This window comes from Nocardioides jejuensis (assembly GCF_004337475.1).
Taxonomy (GTDB): Bacteria; Actinomycetota; Actinomycetes; order Propionibacteriales; family Nocardioidaceae; genus Nocardioides; species Nocardioides jejuensis.
This window is the reverse complement of record NZ_SJZJ01000033.1, coordinates 16408-32589: the sequence shown is the minus strand read 5'-3', so window position 1 is coordinate 32589 and position 16182 is coordinate 16408. Positions and strand designations below refer to the sequence as shown.

The following is a 16182-nucleotide window of genomic DNA, read 5'->3' as shown; positions in this document are numbered from 1 at the left end:
CTGACAGTTTGGCCGCCTCTGACATTTCCGAAGTGTCAGGTGCAGCGAAGTTGTCAGACTGACAGTTTGGCAAGCACCCGCCCGTACGCCGTTCGGCACAGGCCCGCCCGTACGCTGACTGACGTGACCGACGAATTCACCGAGGACGTCCTGCGGCTGGTCGAGGAGATCCCGCCGGGCCGGGTCCTCACCTACGGCACGATCGCCCGGATCCTCGGCCAGGGCGGCCCGCGCGGGGTCGGCGGCGTCATGAAGCGCGAGGGCGACGGCGTTGCCTGGTGGCGCGTCGTTCGCGCTGACGGCACGCTCCCGGCCCATCTCGTGATCGATGCCCAGGAGCACTGGCACCTCGAGGGCACTCCCCTGCGCCGCGGTGTCGTCGACGTGGCCGCGGCGCTGTGGACGCCCGCAGACGAGCAGCCCCGCTAGCCTGTCGCCATGCCCGCGCCGAAGGACCCGATCCACGAAGCCCACGCCCAGTGGCTCCGTCACGGGTGGGACGAGGCCGCTGACGGCATGGCGATGGTGACGTCGCTGACCCGGGTGCAGCAGCTCTTCCAGGAGCGCATCGACGCGACGCTCAAGCCGTTCGGGCTGACCTTCGCGCGCTTCGAGGTGATCCGGCTGATCTCGTTCACGCGGTCGGGGTCGATGACGATGTCGCGTCTCGGGTCACTCCTCCAGGTGCATGCCACGACCGTGACGAGCGCGGTCGAACGCCTCGTCCAGCAGGGCTATGTCGAGCGCACCCGGTCCGAGGAGGACCGCCGCGTCATCCATGCCTCACTGACCGGCGAGGGCTCCCGCGTCGTCGAGGAGGCGACCGCTGCGCTCAACGCCACGGTCTTCGCCAAGCCCGGGCTGGCAGCCGACGACACGGCCCGCCTGCTGGCCGTGCTGACCGGGCTCCGCGGCGCTCTCGGAGACCTGCCGGGCTGATCTCGCAGACATTTCTTGGATGTCCTACTATCCTGATACTAGGACATCCAAGAACCTTGTCGGGAGAACGCTGTGCCTGCTCTGCACGTCCCCACGCACCCGGTGCGTCTGGTCACCGCCTCGAGCCTTTTCGACGGCCACGACGCCTCGATCAACATCATGCGCCGGATCTTCCAGTCGCAGGGCTGCGAGGTGATCCACCTGGGCCACAACCGCTCCGTGCGGGAGGTCGTCGAGGCGGCGCTCGAGGAGGACGTGCAGGGCGTCGCGGTGTCGTCGTACCAGGGCGGGCACGTGGAGTACTTCGAGTACCTCGTCGAGTCGCTGCGTGCGGCGGGTGCGGGCCACGTCCAGGTCGTCGGCGGCGGCGGGGGCGTCATCGTCCCGGCCGAGATCGCGCGACTGCGCGGGTCCGGCGTCACGATCTTCTCCCCCGAGGACGGTCAGCGCCTCGGGCTGGCCGGCATGGTCAACACCGTTGTGGAGCAGTGCGACCGCGACCTGTGGGAGCTCTCCCCCGCGCCCCTCGAAGGCGTGCTCACGGGCGACCGGCCGGCCGTCGCGCGGGCCCTCACCGGCGCGGAATCCGGCCGGCTCCCCGCGGAGATGCTCGAGCACCTTCGCGCGGCCGCGGCGGCCCGCACCGTCCCCGTCCTCGGCATCACCGGCACCGGCGGCTCCGGCAAGTCGAGCCTCACCGACGAGCTGGTACGCCGCTTCCGCACCGACCAGGGCGACAAGCTGCGGATCGCGATCGTCGCGGTCGACCCCACGCGCCGTCGTGGCGGCGGTGCACTGCTCGGCGACCGGATCCGCGCCAACGCGGTGACCGGCGACGAGGTCTTCTTCCGCTCGCTGGCCACGCGCGGCGCCCATGAGGTGCCCGAGCACCTCGACGACGTCATCACCGTGCTCAAGGCGGCCGGATTCGATCTCGTCATCGTCGAGACGCCCGGCATCGGCCAGGGCGACGCGGCCATCGTGCCGTTCGTCGACCACGCGCTCTACGTGATGACGCCGGAGTTCGGCGCAGCGTCGCAGCTGGAGAAGATCGACATGCTCGACTTCGCCGACACCGTCGCGATCAACAAGTTCGAACGCCGCGGCGGGGCCGACGCGATGCGTGACGTCGGGCGCCAGCTGGTCCGCAACCGGGAGGCCTTCGGCTCGTCCCCCAGTGACATGCCGGTCTTCGGCACCAGCGCGGCGACGTTCAACGACGACGGCGTGACCGCGCTCTACCAGCACCTGCGCGACGCGCTCGCCGAGCGCGGCCTGCCCGCCGGCGACGGCGTCCTCCCCCACGTCACGGTCCGCCACTCGACCGGGCTGCACCAGGTCGTGCCCGCCGACCGCACCCGCTACCTGGCCGAGATCACCGAGACCGTACGCCGCTACCACGCCGCCACCGACGAGCTCGCCGAGCTGGCCGCAGACCACCAGGCCATCGAGCGCGTCCGGGCCCTCGGTTCGCGCGCCGTCCGCGCAGGCCGCAGCCTGGACCCGCTGCCGGACGGGATCGCAGCCGCCATCGCCACGTGGCCGGAGGTCCGCGACGAGGCGGCCACGCACACGCGCGAGTCGCTGTCGGGGCTCCAGATCCCGCGCGTCGCCGCCCCCCAGACCAGTGACCATCGGGAGCTGGTGCGCTACTTGCGCCGCGAGAACCTTCCGGGGCACTTCCCCTTCACCGCGGGCGTCTTCCCCTACAAGCGCGACGACGAGGACCCGGCCCGGATGTTCGCCGGCGAGGGCGACCCGTTCCGCACGAACCGCCGTTTCAAGATGCTCTCCGAGGGCCAGCCGGCGACGCGGCTGTCGACGGCGTTCGACTCGGTGACGCTCTACGGCCGCGACCCCGAGGAGCGGCCGGACGTCTTCGGCAAGGTCGGCACCTCGGGTGTCTCCGTGGCGACGCTGGACGACATGAAGGCGCTCTACGACGGCTTCGACCTGGCCTCACCGACGACCAGCGTGAGCATGACGATCAACGGACCGGCGCCGACGATCCTCGCGTTCTTCCTCAACACGGTCATCGACCAGGCGGTCGCCGAGGGACGCGACCCGGAGGAGGCCCTGCGCACCGTCCGCGGCACCGTGCAGGCCGACATCCTCAAGGAGGACCAGGGGCAGAACACCTGCCTCTTCTCCACTGAGTTCAGCCTGCGCTGCATGGCCGATGTGCAGGAGTGGTTCATCGAGCACGGCGTGCGCAACTTCTACTCCGTCTCCATCTCCGGATATCACATCGCCGAGGCCGGAGCGAACCCGCTGACCCAGCTCGCCTTCACCCTCGCCAACGGCTTCACGTACGTCGAGGCGTACCTCGCGCGCGGCATGAAGATCGACGACTTCGCGCCGAACCTGTCGTTCTTCTTCAGCAACGGCATGGACCCGGAGTACTCCGTCCTCGGCCGCGTCGCGCGCCGGATCTGGGCGGTCGCGATGAAGGAGAAGTACGGCGCCAACGAGCGCTCGCAGAAGCTGAAGTACCACGTCCAGACCTCGGGCCGGAGCCTGCACGCCCAGGAGATGGCGTTCAACGACATCCGCACCACGCTGCAGGCGCTCTGCGCGATCTACGACAACGCCAACAGCCTCCACACCAACGCGTACGACGAGGCCGTCACGACCCCGACCTCCGAGTCCGTACGCCGCGCGCTGGCGATCCAGCTCGTCATCAACCGCGAGTGGGGCCTGGCGATGAACGAGAACCCGCTGCAGGGCTCCTACGTCATCGACGAGCTGACCGACCTCGTCGAGGCGGCCGTCCTCGCCGAGCTCGACCGGATCTCCGAGCGGGGCGGCGTGCTCGGCGCGATGGAGACCGGCTACCAGCGCGGCCGGATCCAGGACGAGTCGATGCTGTACGAGCAGCGCAAGCACGACGGGTCGCTGCCGATCGTCGGCGTCAACACGTTCCGCAACCCGGCCGGCGAGCCGGAGCACGAGGTCGAGCTGGCCCGCGCGACGAGTGAGGAGAAGGAGTCGCAGCTGCGTCGCGTCGGCGCCTTCCGCGACGCCCACCGGTCCGAGTCCGCAGCCGCCCTGGCCCGCCTCAAGGAGGCGGCCACGTCCGGCGAGAACGTCTTCGCAGTCCTGATGGACGCCGCCCGGGTCTGCACGCTCCAGCAGGTCACCGAGGCGTTCTTCGAGGTCGGCGGTGAGTACCGCCGGACGGTGTGATCAGTCGATCCGCTTGGCGGTCGCCGTCGAGTTGTTGAGGTCCTTGGCTCCACAGGCAGGACCCTTGTTCAGCAGGATCGCGTACTTCTCGGGGTGCGCCGGGTCCACACAGGCGACGAGGCGCTTGCCCTGGTACCACGAGCCGTCGACGGCGAGCGTCTGGTCCTCGTAGGTGTGGCCCGCCACGGTGTAGTGGTACTTGATGTGATCGTCCGGCACGGTCCGCAGGCCTGCGCCCGTGCCGTACCAATGGTCGACCACGGTCAGCTCCACCGACTTCGTGAGCGCCTTCTGATCAGGATGGAACGTGGGCCACAGCAGGTATCCGACCACGCCGAAGAAGACCCCGACGATCACGAAGACGCTGAGGCAGCCCTTGGCCACGCCGCGCGCCATCAGATGCCGACGCTGCTGATGATGCGGCTCGCGACCTCGTCGCCAGCAGCCCCCGCGACGACGACGAGGTCGACCGAGTAGAGGTCGGTGCCGTCCGTGGTGACGACGACGTGTTCGCGGACGTCGAGGCCGCGCCGCGTGCCGTCGATCTGCCCCACCGACACCGGGTGACCGGCACTGTCGGTGTCTGCGAGATCACCAGCCGGCTCGGTCCGGGCCCCGGTCGACTCCATCTGGTCAGCGATCTGATCGAGCTCCCAGGTGAGCCGGTTGCGGACGCTCATGGCCGAGGTGAGGCGGGTGTTGCTGCGCACCGTGACGACCAGCGCGACCAGCACCTCGCCGTCACCGACCCACTCCCAGAGGTGGCCGAACTCCCCGAGGCGCAGTGACGGAGCCGACGTGGGAGCGTCTAGGTGCACGGCACCACACGTCGTCGTCGCCAGGTTGACCGAGCCGCTCATCGCGAGCCTCCCGAGATGTCGTAGTAGTGGGTGGAGCCGGCGGGCTTCTCCATGATGAGGGTGGACACCTCAGCCTTCGACTCGAAGTGGTAGCCCGCCTTGGCCACGTCCACGCCGAAGGCACCCAGCTTCACCGAGTGCTCGTCGTCGGCGAGGACCGTGTTGACGGTCTGGCGGTAGCTCACATCGGAGTACTTGTAGGCCAGCTCCGTAGCCTTGCCGACGTCGCCGTTCTGCAGCGCTTCCTTGACCTGGCTGAAGCCGGGGTTGTCGGCGCTCAGCGTCATCTTGACCTCGCCACCCTGGCCGATGTTCGACCCCTGGACCACCTCATGCGTGGTCGTGAGGAGAGCGCCGCTGCTGCTCTTGCCTTCAAGCTCAGCGCCGAACGCACCGTTGGTCGAGGCCTTGAGCTCGATCTTCGACAGCTGGCCGTGCTCGAGCTCGCCCTTGACCTCCACCTCGCCGCCGGAGCTGAACTTGGCGAAGTCGCCGGCGTTGGCCGACGCGTCGTAGTGCAGCTTGAGCGAGGCCTCCAGCTTGTCCTCGGAGGGAGTTGCGAGGACGTCGATCCGACCGCCTCCGGCGATCTCGCCGAACTCACCGAGCTCGGCGTGGCCTTCGGCCTGCAGGTAGCCACCGAAGCGATCGACGTGGTGGCCGCTGTCCAGCACCTTCCACACGTCGTCGATCGGGTTGGGGTTGTCGATGCTGACGCTCGTCGCGGCGTGCTTCAGGTCGGCGATGAACTTCTCTGCGTCTTCGGGGCTGGCGAACTGGTACTCGCGCTCGGCCTCGAGCCCGGCCGTGACGCTCGCGCCCTTCTCGTCGGAGCCGAAGGTCCGGCCGCCACCGAACTCGCCGTGGAGCTTCACCGTGCTCGACCCGTCGGCGTTGACGACCATCTCGCCCTGACCCATGGCTTCGATCTTGAAGCCGACCGCTTCCGCCTCGACGCTCAACGTGGACTCGGTCTTCGCGAGCGTGACGTCGTGACCGATGGTCTGCGCGAGCACCTCGCGATCCATCGCGCCGTAGACCTCGTCGCGCATGGCCTCCGGCATCTCCTCGAGCGCCTTGCGCCGGTCCTCGGTCGGCATCGCACTGAGCGCAGCCACGCGAGCCGCCGGCGTCATCATCGCGAGAACGCCCGCGCTCTGCTCGGGACTCATGCCGTTGAGGAGACCGGCCGCCTGCTCCGGGGTGAGGGACGCGAGGTACGCAGCGCGCTGCGCCGGCGTCATCGCCTCGAGCGTCTTCTCCCGGTCCTCGGGAGACATCGCGTTGAGCTTGTCGGGCGTGAGGCCGTCCATCGGGATCGTCGTGCCGGGAATGACATCTCCCGGCTTGAGCGCGCTGCCCGGTCCACCGGGGGTGATGCCGCTCGTCTTCTCCTGCTGGGCGATCTGCTCGATCGCATCGGTCGACATCTGCTCGAGCTGCTCCGAGCACTGCTGCAGCGTCAGCTTGTGCTGGCCGGTCCAGGCGTCGGAGAAGTCGAGCGTGTCCTGGCCCTCCCACGCCTGCGTGGCCTGGTTGATCAGCCGCTGGACGGTCTCGTTGACCATGGTGAGCTGGTGGCTGCTCTGCCGGAGCTGCTCCGCGACCTTCCGGATCCGCTCCGGGTCCATGCCCACGAACGCCATCGCCGCCGCCTTCCTCGCCAGAACCGGCCCCGAGCCGGTCTTCCCCCGAAAACTAGGTGGCAGCCCGCGATGCGTCGATGGGCAGAACTACCCGCCGAGCCAGGTGCCAGCGGCACCGTACCGCAGACCAGTTGCGCGTTACAGGGGTCAGTCGCAGGTGTCGCAGGTGCCCGCGAGGGATTTCGCCATGAAGCAGGTCGGGCAGATCTCGCCGACGCGCTGCTTCTCGTCGGCAGCCGGGCGGCGCGTGTCGAGGGTGGCCGCCTTGCGGGCGGGACGACGGTCCGGCTGGGCCGGGACGGTGGTGGCAGCGGACTCCACGGTGCTCACGTTCCGACCGTAGGCGTGCCCGGTGGCAGGAGGAGGTCACCGGGGTGAAATGCAGGTGTCAGCCCCAGAACACCCGGTCGACGACGGCCCGGGCCCGCCGGGTGGCCCGCAGGTAGTCGTTGAGCATCTCGGTCGCCTCCCCCGGCGCGTAGCCGAGGACCGCTGCCACCGCCGCCCGCTCGCGGGCGTCGCTCGGTACCGCGTCACCGGGGCGGCCCCGGACCAGGGTGACCGCGTCGCGGACCCGGCTGACCAGGCGCCACGCCAGTACCAGGTCCTGCGCATCGTCGGCGCTGAGCAGCCCGAGCGAAGCCGCCGCCTGCAGCGCGACGAGCGTCCGCGGCGTACGCAGCTCAGGGTGGCGGCCGGCGTGCTGCATCTGGAGGAGCTGCACGGTCCACTCGATGTCGGCCAGTCCCCCGCGCCCGAGCTTGAGATGGGTGTGGGGGTCCGCACCCCGCGGCAGCCGCTCTGCATCGACGCGCGCCTTCAGGCGGCGTACCTCGAAGACGGCGTCGTCGTCGAGCCCGTCTGCGGGGAAGCGGAGGGGGTCGATCAACGCCGTGAACCGCAGCCGCAGGTCCTCGTCACCGACCACCGCGTCAGCACGCAGGAGCGCCTGCGCCTCCCAGGTCTCCGACCACGACGCGTAGTACGCGGCGTACGAATCGAGGGTGCGCACCAGCGGGCCCTGTCGTCCCTCGGGCCGCAGGTCGGCGTCGAGATCGAGCGCCGGGTCCGAGCCAGGGAGCCCGAGCAGCCGGCGCAGCTCGAGCGCCACCCCCTGCGCGTACGCCGCGGCACGCGACGCGTCCGCTCCCGGCAGTGGCTCGTGCACGAACATCACATCGGCATCGGAGCCGAAGGAGAGCTCGGCGCCGCCGTAGCGACCCATGGCGACGATGGCGATCCGCGTGGGCGGCTCGGCCAGCCCCCGGCGGCGACAGAGGTCGGCCATGACGACCTCCAGCGAGGCCTCGAGCGTCGCATCGGTGAGGCTCGACAGGCCCGCGCCGACCTCGGCCACGTCGGCGTCGCTGACCAGGCTGCCGGCGGCGATCCGCAGCAGCTCCCGTCGGCGTACGGCCCGGATCGCGCGGACACCGCCGGCGGCCTCGGGCTGGCGACGGGCGACGCTGCGCATCTCGGCGAGGGTGGCCGCACCACCCAGCGGATGCAGGTCCTCGGCGAGCACCCGGACCCCCTGGGGCTCGCGGTGGAGCAGATCGGTCGCGTAGCGCGAGGTCGCGAGAACGCGCGCCATCCGCTCGGCGACCTCGCCTTCGTCACGGAGCAACCGGAGGTACCAGGTCGTGGTGCCGAGCGCTTCGCTGATCCGGCGGAAGCCCAGCAGCCCCGCATCAGGATCCGGCGCGTCGGCAAACCACTGGAGCATCACCGGCAGCAGCGTCCGCTGGATCGCCGCGGCACGGCTCAGCCCCGAGGTCAGCGCCTCGAGGTGGCGCAAGGCAGCGGCCGGGTCGTCGTAGCCGAGGGCCGCCAGGCGCGCACGCGCGGCGTCCGCGCTGAGCACGGCACCCTCGCCGGGCAGCCGCGACGCAGCACCGAGGAGCGGGCGGTAGAAGAGCTTCTCGTGCAGCCGGCGCACCTCGCGACGGTGTGCGCGCCACTGGCGTTCGAGCTCGGCGGCAGCGTCACGACCGAGGTCGAGCGACCGACCGATCCGGCGCAGCGCGTCGGGATCGTCGGGCACCACGTGGGTACGCCGCAGCCGATGCAGCTGGATCCGGTGCTCGAGCCGGCGCAGGAAGCGCCAGGAGTCCTGCAGCGCCCGTCCGTCCTCCCGTCCGACGTACCCTGATCGGGTCAGCTCCTCCAGCGCGGGCAGCGTGCCCCGATCGCGGATCGACGGGTCGGCGCGGCCGTGCACGAGCTGGAGCAGCTGCACCGCGAACTCGACGTCGCGCAGGCCACCGGAGCCGAGCTTCAGCTGTCGCTCGGCCTCCTGCGCTGGCAGGTGCGCGACGACGCGACGACGCATGGCCTGCACGTCCTCGACGAACCACGGGCGCGCCACCGCCTGCCAGATGAACGGCTCGGCCATCTCCCGGTACGCCGCACCCAGCGCCCGGTCTCCCGCCACGGGGCGGGCCTTGAGCAGCGCCTGGAACTCCCACGTCTTCGCCCAGCGCTCGTAGTACGCGCGGTGGCTGGCCAGGGTGCGGCTCAGCGGACCTTGCGACCCCTCGGGTCGCAGGTTGGCGTCCACCGGCCAGATCGTGCCGGCGGCCGTCTGCTCGGAGCAGATGCGGATGACGTGGCTGGCCAGGGCCTGCGCCGTCCGACCGGCCACGGCCTCGTCAGCGCCGTCGCAGGGCTCGTGGACGAAGACGACGTCGACGTCGCTGACGTAGTTGAGCTCGCGACCACCGCACTTGCCCATGGCGATGATCGCCAGCCGGACGTCCTGCGCGGCGTCGCCCACGCGCGTCCGGGCGATGGCCAGGGCTGCCTCGAGGGTCGCGGCGGCCAGGTCGGACAGCTCCGCGGCGACGTCCTCCACCTCCGCGTTGTGCGCCAGGTCGCGGGCCGCCAGGCGGAGCAGCAGGCGCCGGTAGCCCAGCCGCAGCGCGTCCACCGCGTCGGCGTCCGGCAGGGTCGCGACGGGCTCGGAAGCCGTCGCGTCGGCACCCACCGCCGCGAGGAGCTCGGCCCGCAACGCGAATGCGGGCGGTCGGGTCGTCGCGAGCAGAGGGTCGGCCAGCTCCTCCCAGTCCTGCGGCACCCTGCGCAGGTGCTCAGCGAGCGCGCTGCTCGCGCCGAGCACGGCGAGGAGACGGTCGCAGGTGCCGGCATCGCTGGTCAGCGCGGCGAAGAGACGCTCGCGGTCGGTCACCTCCGCCAACGCGAGCAACGCCGCGAGGGCCGCGTCGGGATCGGCGCTGCGGCCGAGCGCCTCGCGCAACCCGTCGGCGTACGGGCCGAGGGAGGCGATGCCAGCAGCGGCCTCCTCGACGCGCACGAAGCCGAGCCGGAGCAGGGTGCTCCGGTCGGTCCGGCGGTCTCCGGGAGTCATGCCGCTCCAGGCGGACGAAGGATCAGAGGCTGGCCGTCACAGGATCGGCAGCATCTGGTCGCGCTCGTACTGCGTGACCTGCGCGCGCCAGTCCTCCCACTCCTGGCGCTTGTTGCGCAGGAAGAAGTCGAAGACGTGCTCGCCCAGGGTCTCCGCCAGGAGCTCGGACGACTCGGCGATCTCGATGGCCTCGGCGAGGTTCTTCGGCAGGGGCTGGATGCCCAGCGCCTTGCGCTCCTTGTCGGAGAGCGACCAGACGTCGTCCTCCGCCTCGCGGGGCAGCTCGTAGCCCTGCTCGATGCCCTTGAGACCGGCGGCCAGGATCACCGCGAAGGCGAGGTAGGGGTTGCAGGCCGGGTCGATCGTGCGGAGCTCGATGCGGGTGGACTGACCCTTGTTGGGCTTGTACATCGGGACGCGAACCATCGCGGAGCGGTTGTTGTGACCCCAGCAGATGTACGACGGAGCCTCACCGCCGCTCACCAGGCGCTTGTAGGAGTTGACCCACTGGTTGGTGACGCAGGTGATCTCGGCGGCGTGCGTGAGGATGCCGGCGATGAACGCGCGGCCCGTCGCGGACAGCTGGTACTCCGAGCCGGCCTCGTAGAAGGCGTTCTGGTCGCCGTCGAAGAGCGAGACGTGCGTGTGCATGCCCGAGCCGGGGTGCTCGGTGTAGGGCTTGGGCATGAAGCTGGCCCACACGCCCTGGCTCAGCGCGACCTCACGGATCACCGTGCGGAAGGTCATGATGTTGTCGGCGGTGCTCAGCGCGTCCGCGTAGCGCAGGTCGATCTCCTGCTGGCCCGGGCCGCCCTCGTGGTGCGAGAACTCCACCGAGATGCCCATCTGCTCGAGCATCGTGATCGCCTCGCGCCGGAAGTCGGCGCCGAAGGACTGGGCAGTGTGGTCGAAGTAGCCGCTGCGGTCCACCGGGGTGGGGCGCTTGCCCTTCTGGTACTCGTCCTTGAAGAGGTAGAACTCGATCTCGGGGTGCGTGTAGAAGGTGTAGCCCTTCTCGGCGGCCCGGCTCAGGGTCCGCTTCAGCACGTGCCGGGGGTCGGCGTACGACGGAGAGCCGTCGGGCATCTGGATGTCGCAGAACATGCGGGCCGTCGCGCGACCGTCGTCGTGGCCGCGCCACGGCAGGATCTGGAACGTCGACGGGTCCGGCACGGCGAGCATGTCGGACTCGTGCACACGCGCGAAGCCCTCAATGGCCGAGCCGTCGAAACCGATGCCCTCCTCGAAGGCGCCCTCGAGCTCAGCCGGGGCGACAGCCACCGACTTCAGCGAGCCCAGGACGTCGGTGAACCAGAGACGCACGAAACGGACGTCGCGCTCTTCGAGTGCGCGGAGAACGAAGTCTTCCTGCTTGCCCATGGCGACACCCTATTGCCTCACCGGGCGCCACGGTGGTGACGACGCTCGCACGAGGCTCCAGCAGGTCAGCAGATGCCCGGCGTCGTGCTCGCATCGAAGCCCGCGTCGGCATCGAAGACGTACCAGAAGTCGCCGTGTCCGCTGGGGCCGGCGACTCCAGCCGTCGAGACCTGAGCAGTGGCGTCGGCCCAGACGCCGGCGGGCCCGAACGGGTTGGCCGGGTCGTTGATCGAGATGTCCTGCTGGGTGAGGCACCAGGTGTCGTCGGACGGCGACGGTCCGTTGATCCACGCGATGCCGCCCGGACTGCTCGTCCAGGTGACGGTGTCCGGAAGCGTCATCGCCGTGCCGTCGTCGCAGGTCGCCACCGGGGCGCTTGTCAGGTGCAGGACCGCGTGCAGGAAGTCAGGCGACACCGAGAACTCCGAGTCGGTGAGCGCCCGCTCAAACCGGCACCCCACCTGGACGCCCGGTGCCCGATCGATCCGTCGGACGAGACTCGCGTCGTGTCCTCCCGAACCGTCTGCACGCACCGAGACATAGAGATTGCCGTCGGGATAGGCGATCGAAGCTTCTGCCCCCGACGCGGCGCGGTACGAGGCCGCGACGCCCGCGGAGGCGGTGCCACCTGCGACGACGACACCGCTCGACGCACCGCCGACGGTGTCTGCCTGTGCGGTCGGGGCGACCGCCGCAAGGCCCGCGGACGCAAGCAGGGTGACCCCGGCTGTAGCTATCAGCCTCGGTGCCCGGGACGACGCGGATCGTGCAGTGGTGCTGGCCATCTTCCGGCTCCTGTCTACGGCCTCCCGCGCAGAAGTGTGCTGACACCGCGACCGCCCGTCAAGGGCCCGGGACTTGCCCCGCCGACGCACCTTTCGCAGGCTCAGGAATCCCGGCCTGACCTGCGGAAATGCTTGTTGTTGGGGCGGCGCAGGTCTACCGTCGAAATGAACCTTCCCAAGACCTGGGGAGCTCTCGAAAGGAACACGGCCATGGCACTCACCCACGCCATGCACGACATGGTCGCCGACATGCGCGACGAGATGCACGACCTGACCAAGATCGCGAGCGTTGACGCCTCACGCCAGGGCTACCTGGCCATGTGGGCATCGTTCACCGCCCTCCCGCTGCTCTACGGGCTCGACAAGTTCGCCGGCTTCATGAACGTCACGTGGAGTGACTTCATGGCCTCGTGGATGCACGACGTCCTGCCTGGAACGGGAGACACCGAGCTCTACACGCTGGGCGTCATCGAGCTCGCCATCGCGGCACTCGTCTTCTTCGCGCCGAGGATCGGCGGCGACCTCGCCGCGGTCTACTTCACCGTCTTCGCGATCAACTTCTTCGCGATGGACGGGATGGCGCTGTTCGCGTTCGGCTCCATCGCGCTGGCCTTCTGTGCCCTGGCGATGGCCCGCATGTCGACGAAGTACCACCACCACGACGGCTGAGCTCCGGCTCGCTCGCCACGAATCCAGCACTGCTTCTGTTGCGAACCTGCCGTCGGTCCGGATTCTGCCCCGCCTCCGGACCGGCGGTTCGCTACGTCCGGGGCACGTTCTCCAGCTCGGCAAGCCACGCGGCACGGCTGGCATCCGACGGCATCCGCCAGTCGCCACGCGGGCTCATCGTGCCGCCCGCACTCACCTTGGGCCCGTTGGGCAGCGCGGAGCGCTTGAACTGGTTGGCGAAGAACTTCCGGACGAAGACGTCCAGCCACTTCCGGATCTCCGGCAAGTCGTACGCCGGACGGTCGCCCTCCCCCATGCCCGTCGGCCACGCGCCGACCGCGGCGTTCGCCCAGGCGTGCCAGGCCAGGAAGGCGATCCGGCTCGGCCGCATGCCGTGGCGCAGGACGTGGAAGAGCGTGAAGTCCTGCAGTGCGTAGGGGCCTGTCGAGTCCTCGGTCGCCTGGGGCTTGACGCCCTCCTCCGTCGGGATCAGCTCGGGGGTGATCTCGGCTGCGACGATCTCCGCGAGCACGTCGTTGGCCGCGGGTGCGAAGTCGGCGTGCGCGATGACCCAGCGGATCAGGTGCTGGATCAGCGTCTTCGGGACGCCGGCGTTGACGTTGTAGTGCGACATCTGGTCGCCGACGCCGTACGTGCACCAGCCCAGCGCCAGTTCGGAGAGGTCACCGGTGCCGAGCACGATGCCGCCCCGGTGGTTGGCCAGCCGGAAGAGGTAGTCGGTGCGCAGGCCGGCCTGGACGTTCTCGAAGGTGATGTCGTAGGTCTTCTCGCCGTCGGCGTAGGGGTGGCCGAGATCCTCGAGCATCTGGCGCGCCGCGGGCTTGATGTCGAGCTCCTCGAACGTCACGCCCAGCGCCTGCGAGAGCCGGGTGGCGTACGACTTCGAGGTCGCTCCCGTCGCGAAGCCCGGCATGGTGATCGCGTGGATGTCGGTGCGCGGGCGACCGAGCCGGTCCATCGCCTTGGCCGCGACGAGCAGCGCGTGGGTCGAGTCGAGACCACCGCTGACGCCGATCACGATCTTCGGCTGCCTGATCGCCGCGAGTCGCTTCTCCAGGCCGGAGACCTGGATGTTGTAGGCCTCGTAGCAGTCGAGGTCGAGGCGCGCGGCGTCGTCCGGCACGAAGGGGTAGCGGTCGACCTTGCGGAGCAGGCCGATGTCGCCGGCCGGCGGGTTGAGGGTGAACGCGATCGTGCGGAACGGCTGCACGCCGAGGCCACGTCGGTTGTCGTCGTGCGTGCCCTGGCGCAGCCGCTCCTGGCGGAGCTTGTCGAGGTCGACGTCGACGACGGTCGCCCGCGGCCCGTCGGGGAAGCGCTCGGTCTCCCCCAGCAGGTCGCCCAGCTCGTAGACGAGCGTCTGCCCGTCCCAGCTCAGGTCGGTGGTCGACTCCCCCTGCCCTGCCGCGCAGTAGAGGTACGCCGCGTTGCACCGCGCGCTGGCGCTCTGCACGAGCAGGCGCCGCGACTCCGCGCGACCGATCGTGATCGGGCTGGCGCTCAGGTTGGCCAGGACGGTGGCACCTGCCAGCGAGGCGACCGCGCTCGGCGGGACCGGGACCCACATGTCTTCGCAGACCTCGACGTGGAGCACGAGGCCCCGGACGTCGGACGCCGCGAAGAGCAGGTCGTTGCCGAGCGGCACCTCCTGGCCCGCGACGGTGATCGTGCCCCGACGGTCGTCTCCGGGAGCGAACCAGCGGCGCTCGTAGAACTCGCGGTACGTCGGCAGGTAAGACTTCGGCGCGACGCCGAGCACGGAGCCGTGGTGGATCACGACGGCGCAGTTGAGCACGCGCGTGCCGTCCGCGATCGGCGCGCCGACGACGAGGACGGGAAGCAGGTCAGCACTGGCCGCGACGATCTCCGCGATCGCTGCCTCCGCCGCCTCGAGAAGCGTGTCCTGGAGGAACAGGTCGTCGACGGCGTACCCCGTGATGCAGAGCTCCGGGAACACGGCGACGCCAACGCCCTGTGCGTGCAGGGCGCGTGCCTGCTCGAGGATCACGGCAGCGTTCGCAGCCGGGTCCGCGACCGCGACCGGAACGGTCACGGCCGCGACCCGCGCGAAGCCCTGTGCGTACGACGAGTAGAAGTCCACGCCGTGAGTCTAGGGACCGACGTCCCCGGGTGGCTCAGTCGTTCAAGGGACTCAGTCGTTCGCGGTGAGCCGACCGAAGATGCCGTCAGCCTCGGGGCCGGGGCCGGCCGCGAAGTAGAGGGCGTCCTTCTGACCCAGCGACATGCCATTGCCGAACGTCAGGCCCCACAGTCCGTCGATCTCCACGCGGTTGCCGTCCGGGCGGCGCAGGAAGTCGACCGCCTTGTGGGTCTTCGCGTCGAGGACCGCGATCGTGCCGTCACCGAAGTTGCCGACCAGGAGGTCGCCGGAGTACTTCCCGAATCCCTTCTCCGGAGCCTTCGCAATGCCCCACGGCGCGTTGAGGTAGCGGCCGCCGTCCCACTTCTGCACGAGCGTGCCGTCCGGCGTGAACTCGGCGACGCGCCCCTCACCGGGGCCGGCCTCCTCCTCGCCGGGCTCGTCCCACTCGGCGTACGTCACGAAGACGGAGTCGCCGATGGTCTGGACGTTGAACGGCTGGTACTCCGCGCCGAAGGGGTTGGCGAAGCCCCCGTCCTTGACGACCTTGAAGGTGTCGTCGAGGACGACCAGGCCCGGGTGCTTGCCGAAGTCGGCGAGGTAGAGCCTGTCGTTGGCCGGCGAGATCGCCATGCCGAGGTACGACGCACCCTGCTTCGACTGGTCGGCCACCACGAGGGAGCCCGTCGGCTGGGTCTTCGTGCCGTCGCCGTTGTCGCGCTCGGTCCAGGCGACGACCTTGCCGGTGTCGGTGGCGAAGAAGAACTTCGCCGGGCCCGTGTAGGAGTCGCCCTTCGCGACGTCCTGGGTGATGACGAAACCGGTGCCGTGGTCGTTGAAGACGGTGCCGGTCGGCGTTCCCGCGTCCTTGCCGACGCCCGGGATCGTGACCTCCTTGAGGCCGTCCTGGTGGAGCTTCTCGCCGTTGACGTCACCGACGTACTCGAAGGACGTGCCCGTGGCGTTGGCCGTGATCCAGAAGTGGCCACCCTCGCCTGCCGGACGCATCGAGATGCCCCACGCGTTCTGGAGGTCCGGCTCGACGATCTGCGGCTTGTACGCCGCCCAGTTGGCGACGAGATTCGTCTGGACGTAGCCGCCCTGGTCGACGGTCGCCGACGTCGAGGCGTCGTCGCTGCCGCATCCGGCGAGGGCGAACGGCGCCAGCGCGGTCGTCGCGAGCGCGGCGATGGAGGAGCGGGTGAGGGTCATGGGTGATGCCTTCCGA

At 70.0% G+C, this 16182-nt stretch carries 13 protein-coding genes; 4 read left to right on the top strand and 9 right to left on the bottom strand.

All coding sequences use genetic code 11. The annotated features are described in order from the left end of the window. The first annotated feature begins 123 nt into the window (after nt 1-123). From EPD65_RS14955 to icmF, 3 genes are all read left to right on the top strand, one after another. Entirely contained in the window at nt 124-429 is a 306-nt protein-coding gene (locus EPD65_RS14955; RefSeq protein ID WP_131585547.1) for an MGMT family protein, read from the top strand. A 9-nt stretch (nt 430-438) separates the two neighbouring features. Further along, nucleotides 439-939, top strand: a complete 501-nt coding sequence (locus EPD65_RS14950) for a MarR family winged helix-turn-helix transcriptional regulator (protein WP_131585545.1) — start codon at nt 439-441, stop codon at nt 937-939. 72 nt (nt 940-1011) lie between these two features. Beyond that, complete coding sequence (gene icmF / locus EPD65_RS14945; protein WP_131585543.1) at nt 1012-4125, top strand: fused isobutyryl-CoA mutase/GTPase IcmF; 3114 nt, start codon at nt 1012-1014, stop codon at nt 4123-4125. Here icmF and EPD65_RS14940 read toward each other — a convergent pair whose 3' ends face one another. The 7 genes from EPD65_RS14940 to EPD65_RS14910 form a co-directional block, all read right to left on the bottom strand. Further along, entirely contained in the window at nt 4126-4521 is a 396-nt protein-coding gene (locus tag EPD65_RS14940; RefSeq protein ID WP_131585541.1) for a hypothetical protein, read from the bottom strand. It lies immediately after the preceding gene. Continuing rightward, nucleotides 4521-4985 (bottom strand): hypothetical protein, encoded by a 465-nt coding sequence (locus tag EPD65_RS14935; protein ID WP_131585539.1) that lies wholly within the window; start codon nt 4983-4985, stop codon nt 4521-4523. Before EPD65_RS14935 ends, EPD65_RS14940 begins: the two co-directional genes overlap by 1 nt. After that, nucleotides 4982-6631 carry a magnesium transporter MgtE N-terminal domain-containing protein gene (locus EPD65_RS14930; protein ID WP_131585537.1) on the bottom strand — a complete coding sequence of 550 codons (1650 nt, stop codon included), beginning with the start codon at nt 6629-6631 and terminating at the stop codon, nt 4982-4984. The genes EPD65_RS14935 and EPD65_RS14930 overlap by 4 nt, the downstream gene beginning before the upstream one ends. 147 nt (nt 6632-6778) lie before the next feature. Beyond that, entirely contained in the window at nt 6779-6961 is a 183-nt protein-coding gene (locus EPD65_RS14925) for a hypothetical protein (RefSeq protein ID WP_131585536.1), read from the bottom strand. A 58-nt stretch (nt 6962-7019) separates the two neighbouring features. Continuing rightward, nucleotides 7020-9998, bottom strand: a complete 2979-nt coding sequence (locus EPD65_RS14920) for a bifunctional [glutamine synthetase] adenylyltransferase/[glutamine synthetase]-adenylyl-L-tyrosine phosphorylase (protein WP_131585534.1) — start codon at nt 9996-9998, stop codon at nt 7020-7022. Nucleotides 9999-10034: 36 nt separating this feature from the next. Then, a complete protein-coding gene (gene glnA / locus EPD65_RS14915; protein ID WP_131585532.1) occupies nt 10035-11378 on the bottom strand; it encodes a type I glutamate--ammonia ligase in 1344 nt (447 codons plus the stop codon). Between the two features lie 65 nt (nt 11379-11443). Continuing rightward, nucleotides 11444-12163 (bottom strand): hypothetical protein, encoded by a 720-nt coding sequence (locus tag EPD65_RS14910; RefSeq protein WP_131585530.1) that lies wholly within the window; start codon nt 12161-12163, stop codon nt 11444-11446. A 210-nt stretch (nt 12164-12373) separates the two neighbouring features. Here EPD65_RS14910 and EPD65_RS14905 point away from each other — a divergent pair, with 210 nt between their 5' ends. Next, on the top strand, nt 12374-12832 hold the full coding sequence (locus tag EPD65_RS14905) for a hypothetical protein (RefSeq protein ID WP_131585528.1): 459 nt from the start codon (nt 12374-12376) through the stop codon (nt 12830-12832). 91 nt (nt 12833-12923) lie between these two features. On the opposite strand, the gene EPD65_RS14900 is transcribed toward EPD65_RS14905, so the two are convergent. Together EPD65_RS14900 and EPD65_RS14895 are read right to left on the bottom strand one after the other, a co-directional pair. Further along, a complete protein-coding gene (locus EPD65_RS14900) occupies nt 12924-14954 on the bottom strand; it encodes an NAD(+) synthase (protein WP_131585526.1) in 2031 nt (676 codons plus the stop codon). 51 nt (nt 14955-15005) lie between these two features. Then, entirely contained in the window at nt 15006-16166 is a 1161-nt protein-coding gene (locus EPD65_RS14895) for a TIGR03118 family protein (protein ID WP_165873025.1), read from the bottom strand. Between the last annotated feature and the right edge of the window lie 16 nt (nt 16167-16182).